At 65.9% G+C, this 16,181-nt stretch carries 19 protein-coding genes; 13 read left to right on the top strand and 6 right to left on the bottom strand.

The window, feature by feature from the left end; genetic code table 11:
- The first annotated feature begins 51 nt into the window (after nucleotides 1–51).
- Complete coding sequence (locus B4393_RS27435; protein WP_330359272.1) at nucleotides 52–579, top strand: DUF4352 domain-containing protein; 528 nt, start codon at nucleotides 52–54, stop codon at nucleotides 577–579.
- A gap of 75 nt (nucleotides 580–654) precedes the next feature.
- Complete coding sequence (locus B4393_RS05430) at nucleotides 655–879, top strand: hypothetical protein (protein WP_236743110.1); 225 nt, start codon at nucleotides 655–657, stop codon at nucleotides 877–879.
- Here the strand turns inward: B4393_RS05430 and B4393_RS05425 are convergent.
- The 5 genes from B4393_RS05425 to B4393_RS05405 form a co-directional block, all read right to left on the bottom strand.
- Entirely contained in the window at nucleotides 876–1,157 is a 282-nt protein-coding gene (locus B4393_RS05425) for a hypothetical protein (protein ID WP_078333241.1), read from the bottom strand. The genes B4393_RS05430 and B4393_RS05425 overlap by 4 nt on opposite strands.
- Nucleotides 1,154–1,498: a heme-binding protein gene (locus tag B4393_RS05420; protein ID WP_078333240.1), complete on the bottom strand. Its 345-nt coding sequence runs from the start codon at nucleotides 1,496–1,498 to the stop codon at nucleotides 1,154–1,156. Before B4393_RS05420 ends, B4393_RS05425 begins: the two co-directional genes overlap by 4 nt.
- A 10-nt stretch (nucleotides 1,499–1,508) precedes the next feature.
- Nucleotides 1,509–2,891, bottom strand: coding sequence for a DUF1254 domain-containing protein (locus B4393_RS05415; protein WP_330359271.1), 1,383 nt, complete (start codon nucleotides 2,889–2,891; stop codon nucleotides 1,509–1,511).
- A gap of 217 nt (nucleotides 2,892–3,108) precedes the next feature.
- Entirely contained in the window at nucleotides 3,109–3,576 is a 468-nt protein-coding gene (locus B4393_RS05410; protein WP_078333239.1) for an FAS1-like dehydratase domain-containing protein, read from the bottom strand.
- An 86-nt stretch (nucleotides 3,577–3,662) separates the two neighbouring features.
- Nucleotides 3,663–4,580 (bottom strand): HAD family hydrolase, encoded by a 918-nt coding sequence (locus tag B4393_RS05405; RefSeq protein ID WP_078333238.1) that lies wholly within the window; start codon nucleotides 4,578–4,580, stop codon nucleotides 3,663–3,665.
- 97 nt (nucleotides 4,581–4,677) lie between these two features.
- Between B4393_RS05405 and B4393_RS05400 the strand changes: the two genes are divergently transcribed.
- The 11 genes from B4393_RS05400 (at nucleotide 4,678) to B4393_RS05350 (ending at nucleotide 15,193) form a co-directional block, all read left to right on the top strand.
- A complete protein-coding gene (locus tag B4393_RS05400; protein ID WP_078333237.1) occupies nucleotides 4,678–4,932 on the top strand; it encodes a glutaredoxin family protein in 255 nt (84 codons plus the stop codon).
- 144 nt (nucleotides 4,933–5,076) lie between these two features.
- Nucleotides 5,077–6,408, top strand: coding sequence for a glutamyl-tRNA reductase (locus tag B4393_RS05395; protein WP_078333236.1), 1,332 nt, complete (start codon nucleotides 5,077–5,079; stop codon nucleotides 6,406–6,408).
- Between the two features lie 70 nt (nucleotides 6,409–6,478).
- The gene (gene hemC, locus B4393_RS05390; RefSeq protein WP_070938392.1) at nucleotides 6,479–7,402 is read left to right on the top strand and encodes a hydroxymethylbilane synthase; all 924 of its coding nucleotides are present in this window, start codon (nucleotides 6,479–6,481) and stop codon (nucleotides 7,400–7,402) included.
- Between the two features lie 31 nt (nucleotides 7,403–7,433).
- Complete coding sequence (locus tag B4393_RS05385) at nucleotides 7,434–9,083, top strand: bifunctional uroporphyrinogen-III C-methyltransferase/uroporphyrinogen-III synthase (protein ID WP_078333235.1); 1,650 nt, start codon at nucleotides 7,434–7,436, stop codon at nucleotides 9,081–9,083.
- A 26-nt stretch (nucleotides 9,084–9,109) separates the two neighbouring features.
- Nucleotides 9,110–10,093, top strand: coding sequence for a porphobilinogen synthase (hemB, locus tag B4393_RS05380; RefSeq protein WP_078333234.1), 984 nt, complete (start codon nucleotides 9,110–9,112; stop codon nucleotides 10,091–10,093).
- A 363-nt stretch (nucleotides 10,094–10,456) separates the two neighbouring features.
- Entirely contained in the window at nucleotides 10,457–10,933 is a 477-nt protein-coding gene (locus B4393_RS05375) for a hypothetical protein (RefSeq protein WP_078333350.1), read from the top strand.
- A gap of 37 nt (nucleotides 10,934–10,970) precedes the next feature.
- On the top strand, nucleotides 10,971–11,405 hold the full coding sequence (locus B4393_RS05370; protein ID WP_078333233.1) for a hypothetical protein: 435 nt from the start codon (nucleotides 10,971–10,973) through the stop codon (nucleotides 11,403–11,405).
- On the top strand, nucleotides 11,398–11,916 hold the full coding sequence (locus B4393_RS05365; RefSeq protein WP_078333232.1) for a hypothetical protein: 519 nt from the start codon (nucleotides 11,398–11,400) through the stop codon (nucleotides 11,914–11,916). The genes B4393_RS05370 and B4393_RS05365 overlap by 8 nt, the downstream gene beginning before the upstream one ends.
- Nucleotides 11,910–12,179 (top strand): hypothetical protein, encoded by a 270-nt coding sequence (locus tag B4393_RS05360; protein WP_078333231.1) that lies wholly within the window; start codon nucleotides 11,910–11,912, stop codon nucleotides 12,177–12,179. Before B4393_RS05365 ends, B4393_RS05360 begins: the two co-directional genes overlap by 7 nt.
- A 42-nt stretch (nucleotides 12,180–12,221) precedes the next feature.
- A complete protein-coding gene (locus tag B4393_RS05355; protein ID WP_078333230.1) occupies nucleotides 12,222–12,980 on the top strand; it encodes a class I SAM-dependent methyltransferase in 759 nt (252 codons plus the stop codon).
- A 47-nt stretch (nucleotides 12,981–13,027) separates the two neighbouring features.
- Nucleotides 13,028–15,193: a heavy metal translocating P-type ATPase gene (locus tag B4393_RS05350; RefSeq protein WP_078333229.1), complete on the top strand. Its 2,166-nt coding sequence runs from the start codon at nucleotides 13,028–13,030 to the stop codon at nucleotides 15,191–15,193.
- Between the two features lie 172 nt (nucleotides 15,194–15,365).
- Here the strand turns inward: B4393_RS05350 and B4393_RS05345 are convergent, their stop codons facing one another.
- Complete coding sequence (locus B4393_RS05345) at nucleotides 15,366–16,145, bottom strand: sulfite exporter TauE/SafE family protein (protein WP_109420759.1); 780 nt, start codon at nucleotides 16,143–16,145, stop codon at nucleotides 15,366–15,368.
- Between the last annotated feature and the right edge of the window lie 36 nt (nucleotides 16,146–16,181).

The raw sequence follows: 16,181 nt of genomic DNA, 5'->3' as shown, positions 1-16,181 counted from the left end.
AAGAGGCTCGCGCCCGCTTACTGCGGTGGTGGCGATTTTCCTGCGGTGCCCATGATGTTCGGTGCCGTTATCGCGGCCTTCATCGTTGTTGCCACGATGGTAGGGATCAGAGATGGCAGAAACTTTAGCGCCTCTCGATCGGCGCCAGTGCACGAAGTTGCTTCGGTGGCACCTGGGGGTGCCGACCTTGGGCACGAGGTGCGAGCTGGTCAGTTAGCCCTTGTCGTGACTGACATCACTGCACCCTGGGAGACCGGCGACCCAAGACTGCCGCAGGCCACGCAGGGTGACCGTGTTCTCGTCGGTGTGCGTGTGATCAATGAAGGTGAGGCCCCTCAGCGGTTCGAGCCTGCGATTCAGCAACTTATTGTGGGCGACGAGTCCTTCGGTGCGGACCAGATGTCCTCGCAGCCCATGCTTGGTGCAGACCTCGGCCCCGGCGACAGCGTGGTCGCGTCCATAGCGTTCGATATCCCCGCCGGGGCTGAGCCTTCGGCGATCATCCTGCGCGACTCGCTGACGACCCCCGGCGCTCAGGTGAGTTTGGCTGACGTGGCCACTGGAGGCGTGACGCAGTGATCAACCCAATATCTGGTCGGGGAATACGACGCCCGGGTTCTGATCAGTTCCCAAGGAAAGAGTGAGAGGCGCTGTGTGACCACGGATCTGAACCCGGAAGCAATCTGGAGGGCACTGCCCGACGAGCTCAAATCAGCACTGAGCCAGCGGGCCGCCGAACCGCTGAATGACGAGCTGCTGATCAAGTGTCATCGCGCGGCCGAGGAGAACGACCTGCCGATCTTCTGGCGGCCGGACCCGGCCGCCGACTTTGGCCAGCACCGGCTGCACCCGGCCCTGGTCGAGTACATCACCCGCTAGGGGTTGCAGCCGCTCGCGCTGACCCACCGGCCGTTGTAACCCACGCAGGCATGGACATTTGGTGCGGGCGGGGGAGGCGGGGGATCGTCCGGCAGCGGTGCATAATCCTCGGGCGGGGGCGCGTAGCGCTGCACGGTGTCGGCGATGTTGGCGCAGCCACTCACCGAGATCCGGCGGCCTCCTCCGACGCAGACGTCGGCATTGGCTGCCGGTTGGATCACCGGCAGTAAGCCGGCGAACGCCACCGCGACGGTCAGCACGGCAGTCGCGCGCCTCATGGCTGCCGCTCCTGTGGCAGCTGGCACCGCTGGCGGAAGTCGACGATGGGCTGACGGATGCCGCGTAGATCGTTTTCGGCGTCCGGGTTGGTGCTGAAGTAGGCCCGCACCGCGCTCTGTACCTCGCTGTGCGGCTTGCCCGCCTGGCTGGTGAAGAAGTCATTCACATCCGGATGGGTGAACAGGTAGCTCGACGTAGCGGCGGCGACGCCCGCCGAGACCCCGGCCAAGTCGGCCGCCGTGCAGTTCGGCGGACGATCCGGCTCGGCGTTCGCGGCCGCCGCGGTGAACAGCGCCGCAGCGCCCAGTGCGGTGAACAGGCTGGTGGCAATCAGTTTCATGGACAGCTCCTTACGGGACTCGTTGAACAGCGGGTGGTTTCCACGTGCCGTCAATGATTGACGGTGGGGTTTCCTTGGGCCAGTACAGACGAAGCATCAGTTTGAACTTCCCGGCCGGTGCCGGGAGCCAGTTCGCTTCCTTTCCTGGCCCCGGGTTCTGGTGCTGCAGGTACAGATCCACCGAGCCGTCGGGGTTCGGTGTGAAGGTGTTGCGTTGGCTCAGGGTGTAGCGGTCGAGCGGATTGTCGACGAAGAAATAATCCTCGTCGTACATGGTCAGCGACCAGAAACCCTCGGCCGGCGGGAACTGTCCCTTGTCGAAGTGCGCCACGTACTTCTTGGTGCCGTCATAGGGTGCGCCGGTGCTATCCGCCTCTGAGGTCGGATAGACGGCATCCTGAGGTCGGTTGGCGCCCAAGCCAATCGCGGTGATTGTCGCGCGTTGCAAGTAGTCCGTGCCATATAGACCCGTCTTCGTGGTGAACACCCACCCATTGATGTTTTCGCCGGTGTCATTGAAGTGCGCCATGATCTTCTCGAAGCCCTCCTTGGGCACCGACTGCAGCGCGCTCACCACGTCCGGTCCGAGCTTGTCGATATCGAATGGCTTTCCGGCCTCAATGCCAATCTTGGCCATTTTCTCCACCATCGGCTTATCGGCCTCCGTGGGCGGATTGTCCTTGAGCAGGCCGGCCAGCAGATCGAAGTACGCCTTGCTAGTCAGGTTGTTCACCTGTTCGCGGACGGGCGTCTTCATGTCGATGCGGGGATCGACGTTGCCGGCCGGCGGGATATACGGCTTCCCGTATGAGCTGAGTGGCACCAACGAGGTTTCGTCTTGCAGCTTGTGGACGGCGGCGTAGTCCTCCGGAGTGCCGGTGCAATAAATGCGGCCCAGTAGCCAGACAAGGGATGTCGGGGACTTGTACTCCTTGACCCCTTGGGGCAGTGTGCCTTTCCAGCCGGGGCCGGTGATGGCATAGGTCTGGGGGCCAGTGCCCGTCGTACGCTTTCCGGGTACCTCGAAGACGTTGGTAAACCCGTCCAGCATGGGGAACAGGTAGTACCGCCCGTTTGCCTCCGGCAGGTTCAGAATCCACGGTTCCTTGCCGACGTCGACGAATGCATTGGTGTACAGGGTGTCGGCATTGGGGGCGGTCACATCGCGGAAGGCCGCAGTGGGATATTCGCGCATCCGTAGGAGCTGTCCCATTGGTGCGCGGGGAGATTGGGGCTTGTCCACGTTGGTCATCACGCGCCGGGTCATCTCCACGGTGACAAGCGGGTAGCCGTAGATGTAGGCGTCAAGCGCAATCGCTTTGGCCTGCTGGTCGGGCGAAAGTGCTTCTGATTGATCGTGTTTTGAGCATCCGGAGGTACCGATCAGCAGCATCGCCGCACTCGAGAGAGCGAGCCATCGGAGTGATTTCTTCCGCCTGCGAGCCATGAACATCTCCCTTTGTCCACGTGCTCACGGGAGCGCGTCGGTGGCCCAGGTGTCACGCGTTGGTGACAGTGTGGGGCATCTGGGGCGTTCGTGTTGTCCCTTTGGGGGCAACAGATTTCAGGCGGAACTGGCTTATGGTCGTGGCCAGACTATTGGGATCGGGCTAGCTCTTGCGATGGGAGGCGATATTCGCGGCCATGGCAGCCGCGTCGGTTTCGTGGCCCTCGGCTTCGCCGATCATGGTCACGATGCTCGTCGCGACGGGTTCGCCGTCGGCATCGGTCACCTCGGCACGTACCTCGGCGGTCACCATGCCGTGTGACTCCAGCACGCTGTCCAGGTAGCTGTCGAAGTACAGCCGGTCGCCGACCTTGATCGGCCGGTGGAACTTGAGCTTCTGGTCGCGGTGCAGTACCCGCGCCACATTGATGGGTAGATCCATCTCGGTGAAGATCTTGTGTTGCACGCGCCGGCCCGCGACGGCCAGGAAGGTGATGGGCGCGACGACGCCGGAGTTCTCTTCGCACTCGTCCTTGATGGCTGCCGCGAATTCACGCATCTTCTCGCGGCCGACCTCGAAGTAATCGGGGTAGCGGTAGTGAGTTCCGACGATGTCTTGGCGGATGGCCATGCGTTAACCCATTTCGCTGCAGGTCAGTGACGAATCTAGGACAGTTCGAGCGGCGCTGAGCCTATCAGCAGCGGTAATGCCGAACGTCACTTCTCTCGGCGGGCCAACGCGGCCGCCAATGCCCCGCCCGCGGCACCGAGCAGCACCGCCGACGGCACGCCGATGCGGGCGGCCTTGCGGGCGGTACGGAAGTCACGGACCTCCCACCCCCGGCGCCGTGCCACATCTCGCAGCTCCGCGTCGGGGTTGATGGCCACTGCGGTGCCCACCAAGGACAGCATCGGCACATCATTGACACTGTCGCTATATGCGGTGCAGCGCTTGAGGTTTAAGCCGTTGCGGATAGCCAGGTTGCGTACGGCCCGCGCCTTGCCCGGCCCGTGCAGGATGTCGCCGACGAGGCGGCCGGTGAAGACCCCGTCGACCGATTCGGCGACGGTGCCCAGCGCTCCGGTCAGACCCAGCCGCCGCGCGATGGTCTCCGCCAGCTCCTTGGGTGTGGCGGTGACAAGCCACACCTGTTGACCGGCATCCAGGTGCATCTGGGTCAGTGCCCGGGTACCGGGCCAGATTTTGTCCGCGATCGTCTCGTCGTAGATCTCCTCGCTGAGCGTGACGAGTTCGTCGACGCTGCGCCCCTCGATGAACGAGAGCGCCTTCTGGCGGCCGGCCGCGACGTCGTCGGAGTTCTCGCGACCGGTCAGCCGGAATTTCGCCTGCGCCCAGACGAACTGAAGCATGTCCGAGTACTGGAAGTAGTCGCGCTGCGCCAGGCCGCGGCCGAAGTGAACCAGCGAGGAGCCATGCACCAGCGTGTTGTCGACGTCGAAAAACGCGGCAGCGGTCAGATCGGCGGGGGGAGGGCCCGGCGGCAGTTCGGCCGCCGCGTCGGCCTCTGCGAAGGATGCCGCCCGCGCGACATCTTCGGCGAACGCCTCGGCCAGCACTTGCTCCTCGGCAGAACCCTCGGCAGGGGGTTCGCCGTTGATTTGTGGGCTGGTCATGACTGGTTACCCGCCCTTCCTGTGCGCCGCGTGCCAATGCCGTCCAACCCTACTGAGGGTGGCCGGAACGCGGGGGACCCGGTGGCAGAATTGGGATATGACGTCGCTAACGCTGCTGACACGGGCCGGATGCTCTGCCTGCGATCGTGCCCAGCGCGAATTGGCGGCGTTGGCCGACGAGTTCGGTATCGGCCTCACGGTCACCGATGTCGATGAGGCCGCCGTCACAGATTCCTCGCTGCGCGCGGAGTTCGGCGACCGCCTTCCGGTGGTTCTGCTTGATGGTCTGGAGCACAGCTACTGGGAAGTGGACGAGCCCCGGCTCCGGGCGGACCTGAAACGTGACCGATAACAGGCTGTTTGGATTTTGCCCAGTGGCCATATTCGAGCTACCGTGCTTGAAGTTCGAGCCTCACCAAAAGCAAGGGAGCTGGACAGTGATGAGCCGCTTGCGCGAAGAGCGTCAGCCCCTGAGATGTCAGCGGAGTGACCTGCGGTGAGTGTCCTGCTGTTCGGAGCCTCGCACCGTAGCGCGCCTGTGCCGGTGCTGGAGAAACTGGCGATTGGCGAGGCCGATCAGCCCAAGATCATCGAACACATTCTGCAATCGCCCCTGGTCACCGAGGTAATGGTGCTCTCGACCTGCAATCGGGTCGAGGTATATGCCGTGGTCGATGCCTTCCACGGCGGTCTGACCGTCATCGGGGAGGCGATCGCCCGCCATGCCGGAATGGGCATGAACGAGCTCACCAAGTACGCCTATGTGCGATACAGCGAGGCCGCCGTCGAGCACCTGTTCGCGGTGGCCAGCGGCCTGGATTCCATGGTGATCGGTGAGCAGCAGGTGCTCGGCCAGGTGCGCAACGCCTACGCCACCGCCGAATCACATCAGGCGGTTGGTCGCGTACTGCACGAGCTGTCTCAGAGCGCGCTGCGTGTGGGCAAGCGGGTGCATTCGGAGACCGGTATCGACGCGGCCGGTGCCTCGGTGGTGTCGGTGGCGCTGAACCTGGCCGACGGCAAGCTCGATGGCCTGCCCGGGCGCACGGCTGCCGTTGTCGGCGCCGGGTCGATGGGCTCGCTGGCGACGGCACAGCTGATCCGTGCGGGCATCGACAACCTCTGGGTGGTGAATCGCAGCGCCGACCGTGCGCACCGCCTCGCCGCGACGGCCCGCGAAGCGGGTGTGAACGCGCAGGCGATCACCCTGGACAACCTGGACCAGGCGCTGGCTCAAGCCGATGTGGTGGTGTCCTGTACCGGCGCGGTGCGTCCGGTGATCTCACTGGCCGATGTGCACCGCGCTCTGGGCGGCGGACGCCAGCTGGTCTTCTGCGATCTGGGCATGCCCCGTGACGTCGATCCGACGGTCGCCGGCCTGCCCGGCGTGGTCGTGGTGGACATGGAACGCATCCAGCGCGAGCCCACCGCGCGCGCCGCGGCCAACGACGCGGGTGCCGCTCGCCAGATCGTCAACGACGAGGTCGCCCGGTACCTGACCGGCGAGCGGATGGCGGAGGTCACCCCGACGGTCACCGCGTTGCGTCAGCGCGCCGCCGAGGTCGTCGAGGCCGAGCTGCTGCGGCTGGATGGGCGTCTGCCCGGTCTGGCCGGAGCCGAGCGGGACGAGGTCGCCAAGACCGTGCGCCGTGTCGTCGACAAGCTGTTGCATGCCCCCACGGTGCGGGTGAAGCAGCTGGCGTCGGCGCCCGGCGGTGACAGCTATGCCGAGGCGTTGCGTGAGCTGTTCGAGCTTGATCCGCACACCGTCGAGGCGGTGGCGACGGCCGGTGAACTGCCGCTCGCCACAAAGGAATTGCGCGAATAGCCGTCGTGGTTGATGTTCCTCGCCCAACTGGGTCATCCATCTTGACCGCCATCGCCCGAGAGGCTTGTTCATGATCCGAATTGGTACCCGCGGCAGCCTGCTGGCGACGACTCAGGCCGGGGTGATTCGGGACGCGCTGCGCGCCAAGGGGCACGAGGCGGAGCTGGTAATCGTGGCGACCGCGGGGGACCAGTCGGCGGCACCCGTCGAGCAAATCGGTGTGGGGGTCTTCACGGCCGCTCTTCGGGAGGCCATCGCCGATGACGTCGTCGATGTTGCCGTGCACTCATACAAAGATTTGCCAACGGCAGCCGACCCGCGCTTTGTCATAGCCGCCATTCCGCCTCGTGAAGACTATCGAGACGCCCTGGTGGCCCGCGACGGGCTGGTGCTGGGGGAGTTGCCCACAGGCTCGGTGATCGGTACCTCGTCTCCGCGGCGGGCCGCGCAGCTTAGAGCACTGGGTCTCGGTTTGGAAATTCGCCCCCTAAGAGGCAACCTGGATACCAGGTTGAGCAGGGTCTCCAATGGTGATCTTGATGGTGTGGTAGTCGCCCGGGCGGGTTTGGCCCGTATCGGACGTCTGGACCGCATCACCGAGACACTGGAACCGGTGCAGATGTTGCCCGCACCGGCTCAAGGAGCGCTGGCGGTGGAGTGCCGCAGTGAGGTCGCCGATCTGGTGGCCGTACTGGCGGAACTCGATCACACCGACACGCGCGCCGCGGTGACTGCCGAAAGGGCTCTGCTTGCCGAGCTGGAGGCGGGCTGTACCGCACCGGTCGGCGCGATCGCCGAGGTGGTCGAGTCGATCGATGAGGAAGGCCGCGTCTTCGACGAACTGTCGTTGCGCGGATGTGCGGCGGCGCTGGACGGATCTGACGTGATTCGGGCCTCTGGGATTGGCATCCCCGATCGGGCCGCAGAGCTTGGGCTCGCGGTCGCGAGGGAATTGCTTGATCTCGGTGCGCGAGCACTGATGACAGCTGAGTAGGCGGCGCAAACCGCCGATATGGGAGGCAGTAGTGACCCGAGGGCGCAAGAAGCCAGGGCGCATTCTGTTCGTTGGTTCCGGACCTGGTGACCCAGGTCTGTTGACCGTCCGGGCGCGCGCGGTGCTCACAGGTGCCACGGTGGCGTTCACCGATCCCGACGTGCCGCAGGTGGTACTCGATCTCGTCGGGTCGGCGGTCGAACTTCCGGAACCTGCGCCCGTCAAACCCGCGACTGGTGGCGATGAGACGCCTGCCGCGACCGACAGCGAGGCCGCTGCCGAGCCGTCGCTGACCATCGACATTCGCCCTGCCCTGGGTGATCCTGCCGATGTCGCGAAGACTCTCGTCGCCGAGGCCAAGAACGGTGTGGACGTGGTGCGGCTGGTCGCCGGCGATCCGCTCTCGATCGATTCGGTGCTCGCCGAGGTTCACGCGGTCACCCGGACCCAGGTGGCCTTCGAGATCCTGCCCGGTCTGTCGTCGAGCACCGCGGTGCCCGCGTATGCCGGCCTGCCCCCGGGATCCGCGCACACCGTCGCCGACGTGCGTGGCGATGTGGATTGGGCGGCGTTGGCCGCCGCTCCCGGCCCGCTGATCTTGCACGCCACCCCGACGCATGTGCCCGACGCCGCCAAGGCGCTCATCGAGCACGGCCTCTCCGACCAGACCCTGGTCGCCGTCACCGCCCAGGGCACCACCTGCGCGCAGCGCACCGTGGAGACCACGCTGGCCTCGCTGATCGACGGCGTCCCGGTGGATGCCAATGACCCGCACGGGCCGATGACCGGCGCCCTGGTGCTGACGATCGGCCGTGTGGTCGCTGGCCGCTCCAAGCTGAACTGGTGGGAAAGCCGTGCCCTGTACGGCTGGACCGTGCTGGTGCCACGCACCAAGGATCAGGCCGGCGAGATGAGCGAGAAGCTGGTGGGATACGGCGCGCTGCCGGTCGAGGTGCCCACCATCGCTGTCGAGCCGCCGCGTAGCCCTGCCCAAATGGAAAGGGCCGTCAAGGGTTTGGTCGACGGCCGGTATCAGTGGGTGGTCTTCACCTCCACCAACGCGGTGCGCGCGGTGTGGGAGAAGTTCGCCGAATTCGGTCTGGATGCCCGCGCGTTCTCCGGCGTGAAGATCGCGTGCGTGGGCCAGGCGACCGCCGACAAGGTGCGCGCCTTCGGTATCAACCCGGAGTTGGTGCCTGCGGGCGAGCAGTCCTCACTGGGCCTGCTCGACGAGTTCCCGCCCTACGACGACGTTTTCGATCCGGTGAACCGGGTGCTGTTGCCGCGCGCCGATATCGCCACCGAGACCCTCGCCGAGGGCTTGCGTGAGCGTGGCTGGGAGATCGACGACGTGACCGCCTACCGCACCGTACGTGCGGCCCCGCCCGCGGCGCAGACCCGCGAGATGATCAAGACCGGTGGATTCGACGCGGTCTGCTTCACCTCGAGCTCGACGGTTCGCAACCTGGTGGGTATTGCAGGCAAGCCGCACGCGCGCACCATCGTGGCGTGCATCGGGCCGAAAACCGCCGAGACCGCAATCGAATTCGGGCTGCGAGTGGACGTACAACCGGAGACCGCGGCCATCGGCCCGCTGGTCGAGGCGCTCGCCGAGCATGCGGCAAGGCTGCGCACCGAGGGTGCCCTGCCGCCGCCGCGTAAGAAGAGCCGCAGAAGGTAACGACGGAGATAGCGGAGGCCATAGCGGTGCCCTTTCCTTACCAGCGTCCGCGCCGGCTGCGAGCTACCCCGGCGATCCGCCGGTTGGTGGCCGAAACCACGCTTGCGCCGCGGCAATTGGTGCTGCCGATGTTCGTGGCCGACGGTGCGACGGAAGCGCGCCCTATCGCTTCCATGCCGGGCGTGGTTCAGCACAGCATCGAATCTCTGCGCCGGGCCGCGGCGGATGCCGTGGCGGCCGGTGTCGGCGGTCTGATGCTATTCGGGGTTCCCGAGGAGAAGGACAAGGACGCCAGCGGAAGTGCCGGTTTGGCGCCGGACGGAATTCTCAACCGGGGGCTGTCGATCCTCGCAGCGGACCTGGGTGACTCCACGGTGTTGATGGCCGATACCTGCCTCGACGAGTTCACCGATCACGGCCACTGCGGGGTGCTGGATGCCTCTGGCCGGGTGGACAACGACGCGACCTTGGCGCAGTACGTGGACATGGCGGTGGCGCAGGCGAATTCGGGTGCGCGCGTAGTAGGCCCCAGCGGCATGATGGACGGCCAGGTGGCGGCCATTCGCGACGGACTGGACGCTGCCGGGCACACCGAGGTGATCATCATGGCCTACACCGCCAAGTACGCCTCGGCCTTCTTCGGTCCGTTCCGGGAGGCCGTGGGTTCCTCGTTGCGCGGAGACCGGCGCACCTACCAGCAGGATGTGGCCAACGGGCGCGAAGCCCTGCGTGAGGCAGAACTCGATGTCGAGGAGGGCGCCGACATCATCATGGTGAAACCGGCGATGGCCTATCTCGATGTGTTGCGACAGGTGGCCGATGTCTCACCGGTGCCGGTGGCGGCGTATCAGGTCTCGGGCGAATACGCGATGATCTGTGCTGCGGCGCAAAACAATTGGATCGACCTGCAGGCCATGGCGCTGGAGACACTGACCTCCATCCGTCGCGCCGGTGCCGATATCGTGCTGACCTACTGGGCAGCCGATGTGGCGGGCTGGCTTTCCGACTAGCGAGGTCGGGGCTACTGCGAAAGACGGCCCCAGATGCCGAATCCGGCAGCGGCGGCAACGACGAGAGTGGGGCAACGCCTGTTGCCTGGGGCGCCACCAGCCCGATGGCCGCTGCCACCCTTGCGCGCAGGGCAGGTAGCCGAGCCGCATCGGCGAGATCGCCGAGTTTCGCACGTAGCCTGTGCCGAGGAGCACCACCGCCAGCGATATCTGTACGAACCACAGCGACGTGCATGGTGGCCTCCTGTTGTAGCCGAGTGGCAAGGGACCATCGCCGCTCTGGCGGACTGCGGTTCACTTACAGTGCGCGGCATGGCCACCGGGGTCTGTCAACCGTCGCGTCCTGCACTACCGTGGTTGGTGATGTATCCCGATCCCCACCATCGGAGCGGGCTGGCTGGACAATCCCCAACAGGTCCGGCCAAGCCGCGACCCGACGATATCGACACCGGCTGTTGGCTCTGGCTGGCCTCGCTCCCGCTGATGATCGTGAGCTATATGGCCGCGAATGTCGGCCAATGGCAGCAGGACCCCGAGGTCCACAAGGCCGCCCCGCTGTGGACGGTCTATGCCTTCAACGGATTCATCGTCGTTGTGGTGGGCGCCCTTGTCGTCACCGCGATTTTCCTGATGCGCGCGGGCTACCGCTTGGCCCGTACCTTCCTGACCGGCGGTGCGGTCGGGTCGGTGGTGTTCACCGCGACGCGGTTGATCGACCTGCAGGGTGTGCCCGCGATTGTGCAGGCGCTGTCGGGTATCACCGCGTCCGTCCTGATCTGTGGCGGCCTGTTCCTGCTGCATCGCGAGGATTCCACCGCGTACCTGACGAGGCAGCGCTAGCGCCCCGATACGCTGCCCGAATGACGAAGGGCCCCGAATGACTCCCGCACAACCGCGCCCACGCATTGTCGACGTGGCGTTCTGGTTCTGGGTGGTCTCGGCGGCCGCGCTGTTCCTCAACGGGCTGGCCGGGGTGCTCACCGGCTTCGACATGGCACGGGCCGCAAAACCCTCGCTGACCGATGAGCAGGTGCGCGATCTGGTCACCTTCTCCCGGGGATGGGGGGTGCTGTGCATCCTGCTGGCGGTCGGTATCGCATTCCTTGCCGGGCGCACCCGGCAGGGGGATAAGCGGTATCGCCGGGCGTTGATCGCGCTGTCCTTGGTCTCGGTTCTCGGCGCCATCGCGATGGCGAGTTCCGGTTCGGTGGGCCCGCTGCTACTCATCGCCGCGCTGTCGCTGATCGTCGCCAATGTGCTGATCATCAGGCCGACCGCCCAGGAATGGTTCGACGGGGCCGACCATGCCTGAGGAGCCGGACGGCGAGCCGCGCCTGTTCTATGAACCCGGCAGCCGGTGGCGGTGGCTGCTCCTGGGCCCGCTGGCCGGGCTGATCATGTTCGGCCTGCAAGTCTGGGGCAAGGCCGGGCTCAGTCCCGTCATGCCGTTGATCGCGGCGGCCATCGTCGCCTTCTTCATCTCGCTGCAGATCTACGCCGCACGGGTGCACGCGACCGTCGAGCTGACACCCACCGAGCTCCGGCAGGGCGGCGAGACCCTGGCGGTGAGTCAGATCAAATGGCTGTATCCGGATGCCGACCGGAACGTCTGGGAGGAGTCCCGTCCGCTGGGAGAGCTGACGGGCGTGCCGAAGGGACGTAAACCGGTGGGTCTGCGCCTGACTGGGGGACGCCGGGCACAAGCGTGGGCCAGGAAGCATGAGGAGCTGCGGGCGGCGCTTGCGACCTTGGTGCCCGCGCCGCCGGCCGGCATGGATCTGGGCGACGACCCGGAAATCGATATCGAGAGTGAGAAGTGGTGAAGTTCGGGAAGCGGGTAGCAGTAGATCTGGTCATTGCGGCGGTGGCGATTGCGCTCGCCGGCTGGGCGGCAGCGTCAGCACGCATACCGACTGAGGTGGCGCCCGTCGCGAAGGGCGAGCCGACGCTGTATTTCACCGCTCTCGACGGTGCATGCGTGGCGCGGGCCCTCGCGCTGAGCGCTGTTGCCGGAATATTCCTGGTCATGGCGATATCGCGGGGTGTTCGTGCCCGACGGGAGGCTGACCGCGCGATTCACAGCTGAATTTAATGTCAGGTTAACTGACATTAATCTACGCTGGTGTTTATGCCCGAGACTGCTGATATCGACCAGATGCCGCGCGCTGGATTCGGCGCTCCCTTGTGGGACCGCACGCTGCAGACGGACCGTCTGGAGTACCTCGACCGCGACGACGTTCCGGGGAAGAAACGGGCCGTCGTCGAGTCGCTTGACCTCCTGGGCGAGAAGAAGGGGCTGCACAAGTGGAATGCGGAGCAGGCGGCCGCCTTCCTCGTCGGTATCGACAACCCGCGCGTGCTCGAACTCGGCGCCGCCCACGGCGGCCTGTCCCGTGAACTGCTGAAGTTGCGCCCCGATGCCTCGATCACGGTGACCGACATCGAGCCGTCCTCTGTCGCGGGTATCGCCGCCTCCGATCTGGGTTCGGACTCCCGGGTGACCGTACGCGCCATGGATGCGACAGCCGTCGATGCTCCGGACGGGGCGTTTGATTTGGTGGTGTTCGCGTTGTCGTTCCACCATCTGCCGCCCTCGCTTGCCGCGAAGGTTTTCGCCGAGGGCACTCGGGTGGGGCGAACTCTTTTGATCATCGACTTGTTGCGCTTGCCGGCCCCGCTATTGGCACCCGCGTATCTTCTGGCGTCGGTCATCGGGTGGGTGCATCCGGTTGCCCATGACGGTGCCATCAGTCAGTTGCGTGCCTACGGTCCGAAGGCATTGCGTAGCCTTGCTGCGCATGCGGACCCGTCGATCGTTGTCGAGCTCCGCGCCAGGGTTCAGCTACCGATGCCCTTGCAGATCGTGGTGGCGCGACGGGGGCTGTAGCGCAGGTCACCCTGTTGTTTGGTACCCCCTAGGGGTATAGTTTAGGTATGGAGTTCACTGAGACGGGCATGGAGACCACTGATCTGCAGCTACATGGCATGACATGTGCCTCGTGTGCGTCCCGTGTGGAGAAGGGGCTCAACAGACTCGAGGGCGTGACGGCCCGAGTGAACCTGGCGCTGGAGAGCGCCCGCGTCGAACACGACGGCTCGGTCTCCGGTGAGGATCTGGTCAAGGCCGTCGAATCGGTGGGTTACAAGGCTCAGGTGGTCGGCGGTTCACAGCACGCCGCCGATGAACACCAGGGCCATGATTCGCACGATCACATGAACCACGATGTGCCCGACAGCCAGCTCAAGACCCGGCTCATCGGCTCACTCATCCTGGCCGTCCCGGTGGTGGCCATCTCGATGGTGATGCCCTGGCACTTCTCCGGCTGGGAAGTCGTGGTCGCGGCGCTGACCACGCCGATCCTGCTGTGGGGCGGTTACCCGTTCCATCGCGCAGCATTGGTCAACGCACGCCACGGCGCCTCGACGATGGACACCCTGGTATCCCTGGGCACCATCGCCGCCTACGTGTGGTCGATGTGGACACTGTTCGCCGGTGCCGGACACACTCACGGGGGCGTTCACGTCTACTTCGAGGTGGTCGCGGCGGTCACGGTCTTCCTGCTCGCCGGCCGGTTCGCGGAATCGCGGGCCAAGCGCTCGGCAGGCTCGGCGCTGCGCGCCCTGCTGTCCCTCGGTGCCAAGGATGTCGCCGTCCTGCGGGGTGGGCACGAGACGCGCATTCCCGTCGAACAACTGGCGGTGGGCGACGAGTTCGTGGTGCGCCCGGGTGAGCGCGTCGCCACCGATGGTGTGGTGACCGACGGCCACTCGGCCTTGGACACCTCCACCATGACGGGCGAATCGGTGCCGGTCGAGGTCGGCGCGGGCGACCCGGTGGTGGGTGGCTACGTCAACACCCACGGGCGGATCGTGGTGCGCGCCAACACGGTGGGCGCCGATACCCAGCTGGCCCGGATGGCGCGGCTGGTATCCGATGCGCAGACCGGCAAGGCGCAGGTACAACGGCTCGCCGACCGGGTGTCGGCGGTGTTCGTGCCGGTCGTTCTCGTCATCGCGGCATTCACCTTTGTGGCCTGGACCGCGCAGGGCTATCCACTGTCGTCGGCGTTCACGGCGGCCGTCGCCGTGCTGATCATCGCGTGCCCCTGCGCGTTGGGACTGGCCACGCCGACGGCGATTCTGGTCGGTACCGGCCGGGGCGCGCAGCTAGGCGTGCTGATCAAGGGCCCCGAGGTGTTGGAGAACGTCAAGAACATCGACACCGTGGTGCTCGACAAGACCGGCACCGTGACGACCGGCGCGATGAGCGTGGTGGCCGTGCGGCGCAGTATCGGGTCCGGTGTCGCCGACACCGACGAGATCCTGCGCATCGCCGCCTCGGTGGAGGCTGCCTCGGAACACCCGGTGGCCAAGGCCATCGTGGAATCGGCCCGGGCGCGCGGGCTGACGTTGTCACCTGCCACCAACTTCCGCAACGAGCCCGGTATCGGTGTCACCGGTGTTGTTGACGGCCACGAGGTGTCGATCGAGGCCATCCCGGGCCAGAACACCACGGCGGCGGTCACCTGGGGCGGATTGCGCCGCGGCGAGATCGAAGTGGCCGACACGGTGAAGCCGTCCAGCCGCCGGGCCATCGACGAGCTCAAATCCATGGGCATCACGCCGGTGCTGTTGACCGGTGATAACGCGGAGGTGGCCGCGCGGGTCGCCGCGGAAGTCGGGATCGCCCCCGGTGATGTCATCGCCGGAGTCAAACCCACGGAGAAGGCGGACGTCGTCGCGCGCTTGCAGGGCGAGGGCAAGAGGGTCGCCATGGTCGGCGACGGTGTCAACGACTCCGCCGCGCTGGCCACGGCCGATATCGGTATGGCCATGGGTACCGGTACCGATGCCGCGATCGAGGCTAGCGACCTGACCCTGGTGCGTGGTGAGCTCACCACCGTGCCGACCGCGCTGCGTTTGTCGCGCAAGACACTCGGCACCATCAAGGCCAATCTGTTCTGGGCGTTCGCCTACAACACCGCCGCCATTCCACTGGCCGCGCTGGGCTTGCTCAACCCGATGATCGCGGGTGCGGCGATGGCGACGTCGTCCGTCTTCGTGGTGCTGAACAGCCTGAGGCTGCGAACCTTCCGCTAGGTTCCTTACCGAATGTGGTGAGTGTCAACAGGAGGGTTCGTAGGTTAAGAACGTCCGCTACACGCTGCCGGGCGCCTTCACTCAGGTCAGTTAGTCACTACCGCCGACACGCCGCATTGTGCGCGAGTTACTCGCAAAACAGATCACAACGCGGCGTGTCGAAGGGGAGCTGCTAGAAAAGCAGCCGCCACAGGCCGATCAGGCCAACCGCCACGATGACCACCCGCAGCGCGCCGGGGGAGAGCCGGCGCCCCCAGCGGGCTCCGGCGAGTCCGCCCACAAACGAGCCGGCCGCGATGATCCCGGCCGCCGTCCAGCTCACCCGATCGAACGCGACGATGGTGTAGGCAAGGGCGGCAACAATATTGGTGATCATGGCCAGCACATTCTTGGCCGCGTTCATTCGCTGCATGGATTCGGGCAGCAGCGCGCCCATCACCGCGATCTGCATGATGCCTTGGGCGGCAGTGAAATACCCGCCGTAGATGCCGACGAGGAAGTTTCCTCCGGTGAGTGCGGCCATGCGGCCGGGAGGCACGTGATCGGCGTCCAGGCCCTGCGCCTCGGACCGCCGCCGCGCCCAGGCCTGGATCTTGGGGCCGACAACCACCAGAACCAGCGCGAGGATCAGCAGCACCGGCACCACGGTGACGAATGTGGTTTCCGGAAGATGCAGCAGCAGAAACGATCCGATGAGCGCGCCGAGCAGCACCGCGGGTACCTGCCACTTGAGCCGTGACCATTGTCCGGTCAGTTCGCGGCGATAACCCCACACGCCGGTCATGCTGCCGACGGTCAGCCCGATGGCGTTCGACATCGTCGCCACCACGGGCGGATAGCCGAATGCGATGAGGGTGGGGAAGGTGATGAGGGTGCCGGACCCGGCGACCACGTTGATCGCCCCGGCACCGAACGCGGCGAGCGCGATGAAAAACATCTCCTGCACCGGCACTCGTGCCAGCGTACGACCGTTAGCGAGCCGAACCAA

The organism is Mycobacteroides franklinii, from assembly GCF_002013895.1.
Classification (GTDB): domain Bacteria; phylum Actinomycetota; class Actinomycetes; order Mycobacteriales; family Mycobacteriaceae; genus Mycobacterium; species Mycobacterium franklinii.
This window is presented reverse-complemented; position numbering and strand designations above follow the sequence as displayed.

What these genes read in the sequence shown, in the direction of transcription:
- B4393_RS05410 (WP_078333239.1), bottom strand. Translation starts at nt 3,576, where the DNA reads ATGGCCATCCGCCAAGACATCGTCGGAACTCACTACCGCTACCCCGAT.
- B4393_RS05420 (WP_078333240.1), bottom strand. Translation starts at nt 1,498, where the DNA reads ATGAAACTGATTGCCACCAGCCTGTTCACCGCACTGGGCGCTGCGGCG.
- B4393_RS05400 (WP_078333237.1), top strand. Translation starts at nt 4,678, where the DNA reads ATGACGTCGCTAACGCTGCTGACACGGGCCGGATGCTCTGCCTGCGAT.
- B4393_RS05425 (WP_078333241.1), bottom strand. Translation starts at nt 1,157, where the DNA reads ATGAGGCGCGCGACTGCCGTGCTGACCGTCGCGGTGGCGTTCGCCGGC.
- hemC (WP_070938392.1), top strand. Translation starts at nt 6,479, where the DNA reads ATGATCCGAATTGGTACCCGCGGCAGCCTGCTGGCGACGACTCAGGCC.
- B4393_RS05355 (WP_078333230.1), top strand. Translation starts at nt 12,222, where the DNA reads ATGCCCGAGACTGCTGATATCGACCAGATGCCGCGCGCTGGATTCGGC.
- B4393_RS05375 (WP_078333350.1), top strand. Translation starts at nt 10,457, where the DNA reads ATGTATCCCGATCCCCACCATCGGAGCGGGCTGGCTGGACAATCCCCA.
- B4393_RS27435 (WP_330359272.1), top strand. Translation starts at nt 52, where the DNA reads ATGATGTTCGGTGCCGTTATCGCGGCCTTCATCGTTGTTGCCACGATG.
- B4393_RS05415 (WP_330359271.1), bottom strand. Translation starts at nt 2,891, where the DNA reads ATGCTGCTGATCGGTACCTCCGGATGCTCAAAACACGATCAATCAGAA.
- B4393_RS05405 (WP_078333238.1), bottom strand. Translation starts at nt 4,580, where the DNA reads ATGACCAGCCCACAAATCAACGGCGAACCCCCTGCCGAGGGTTCTGCC.
- B4393_RS05350 (WP_078333229.1), top strand. Translation starts at nt 13,028, where the DNA reads ATGGAGTTCACTGAGACGGGCATGGAGACCACTGATCTGCAGCTACAT.
- B4393_RS05370 (WP_078333233.1), top strand. Translation starts at nt 10,971, where the DNA reads ATGACTCCCGCACAACCGCGCCCACGCATTGTCGACGTGGCGTTCTGG.
- B4393_RS05365 (WP_078333232.1), top strand. Translation starts at nt 11,398, where the DNA reads ATGCCTGAGGAGCCGGACGGCGAGCCGCGCCTGTTCTATGAACCCGGC.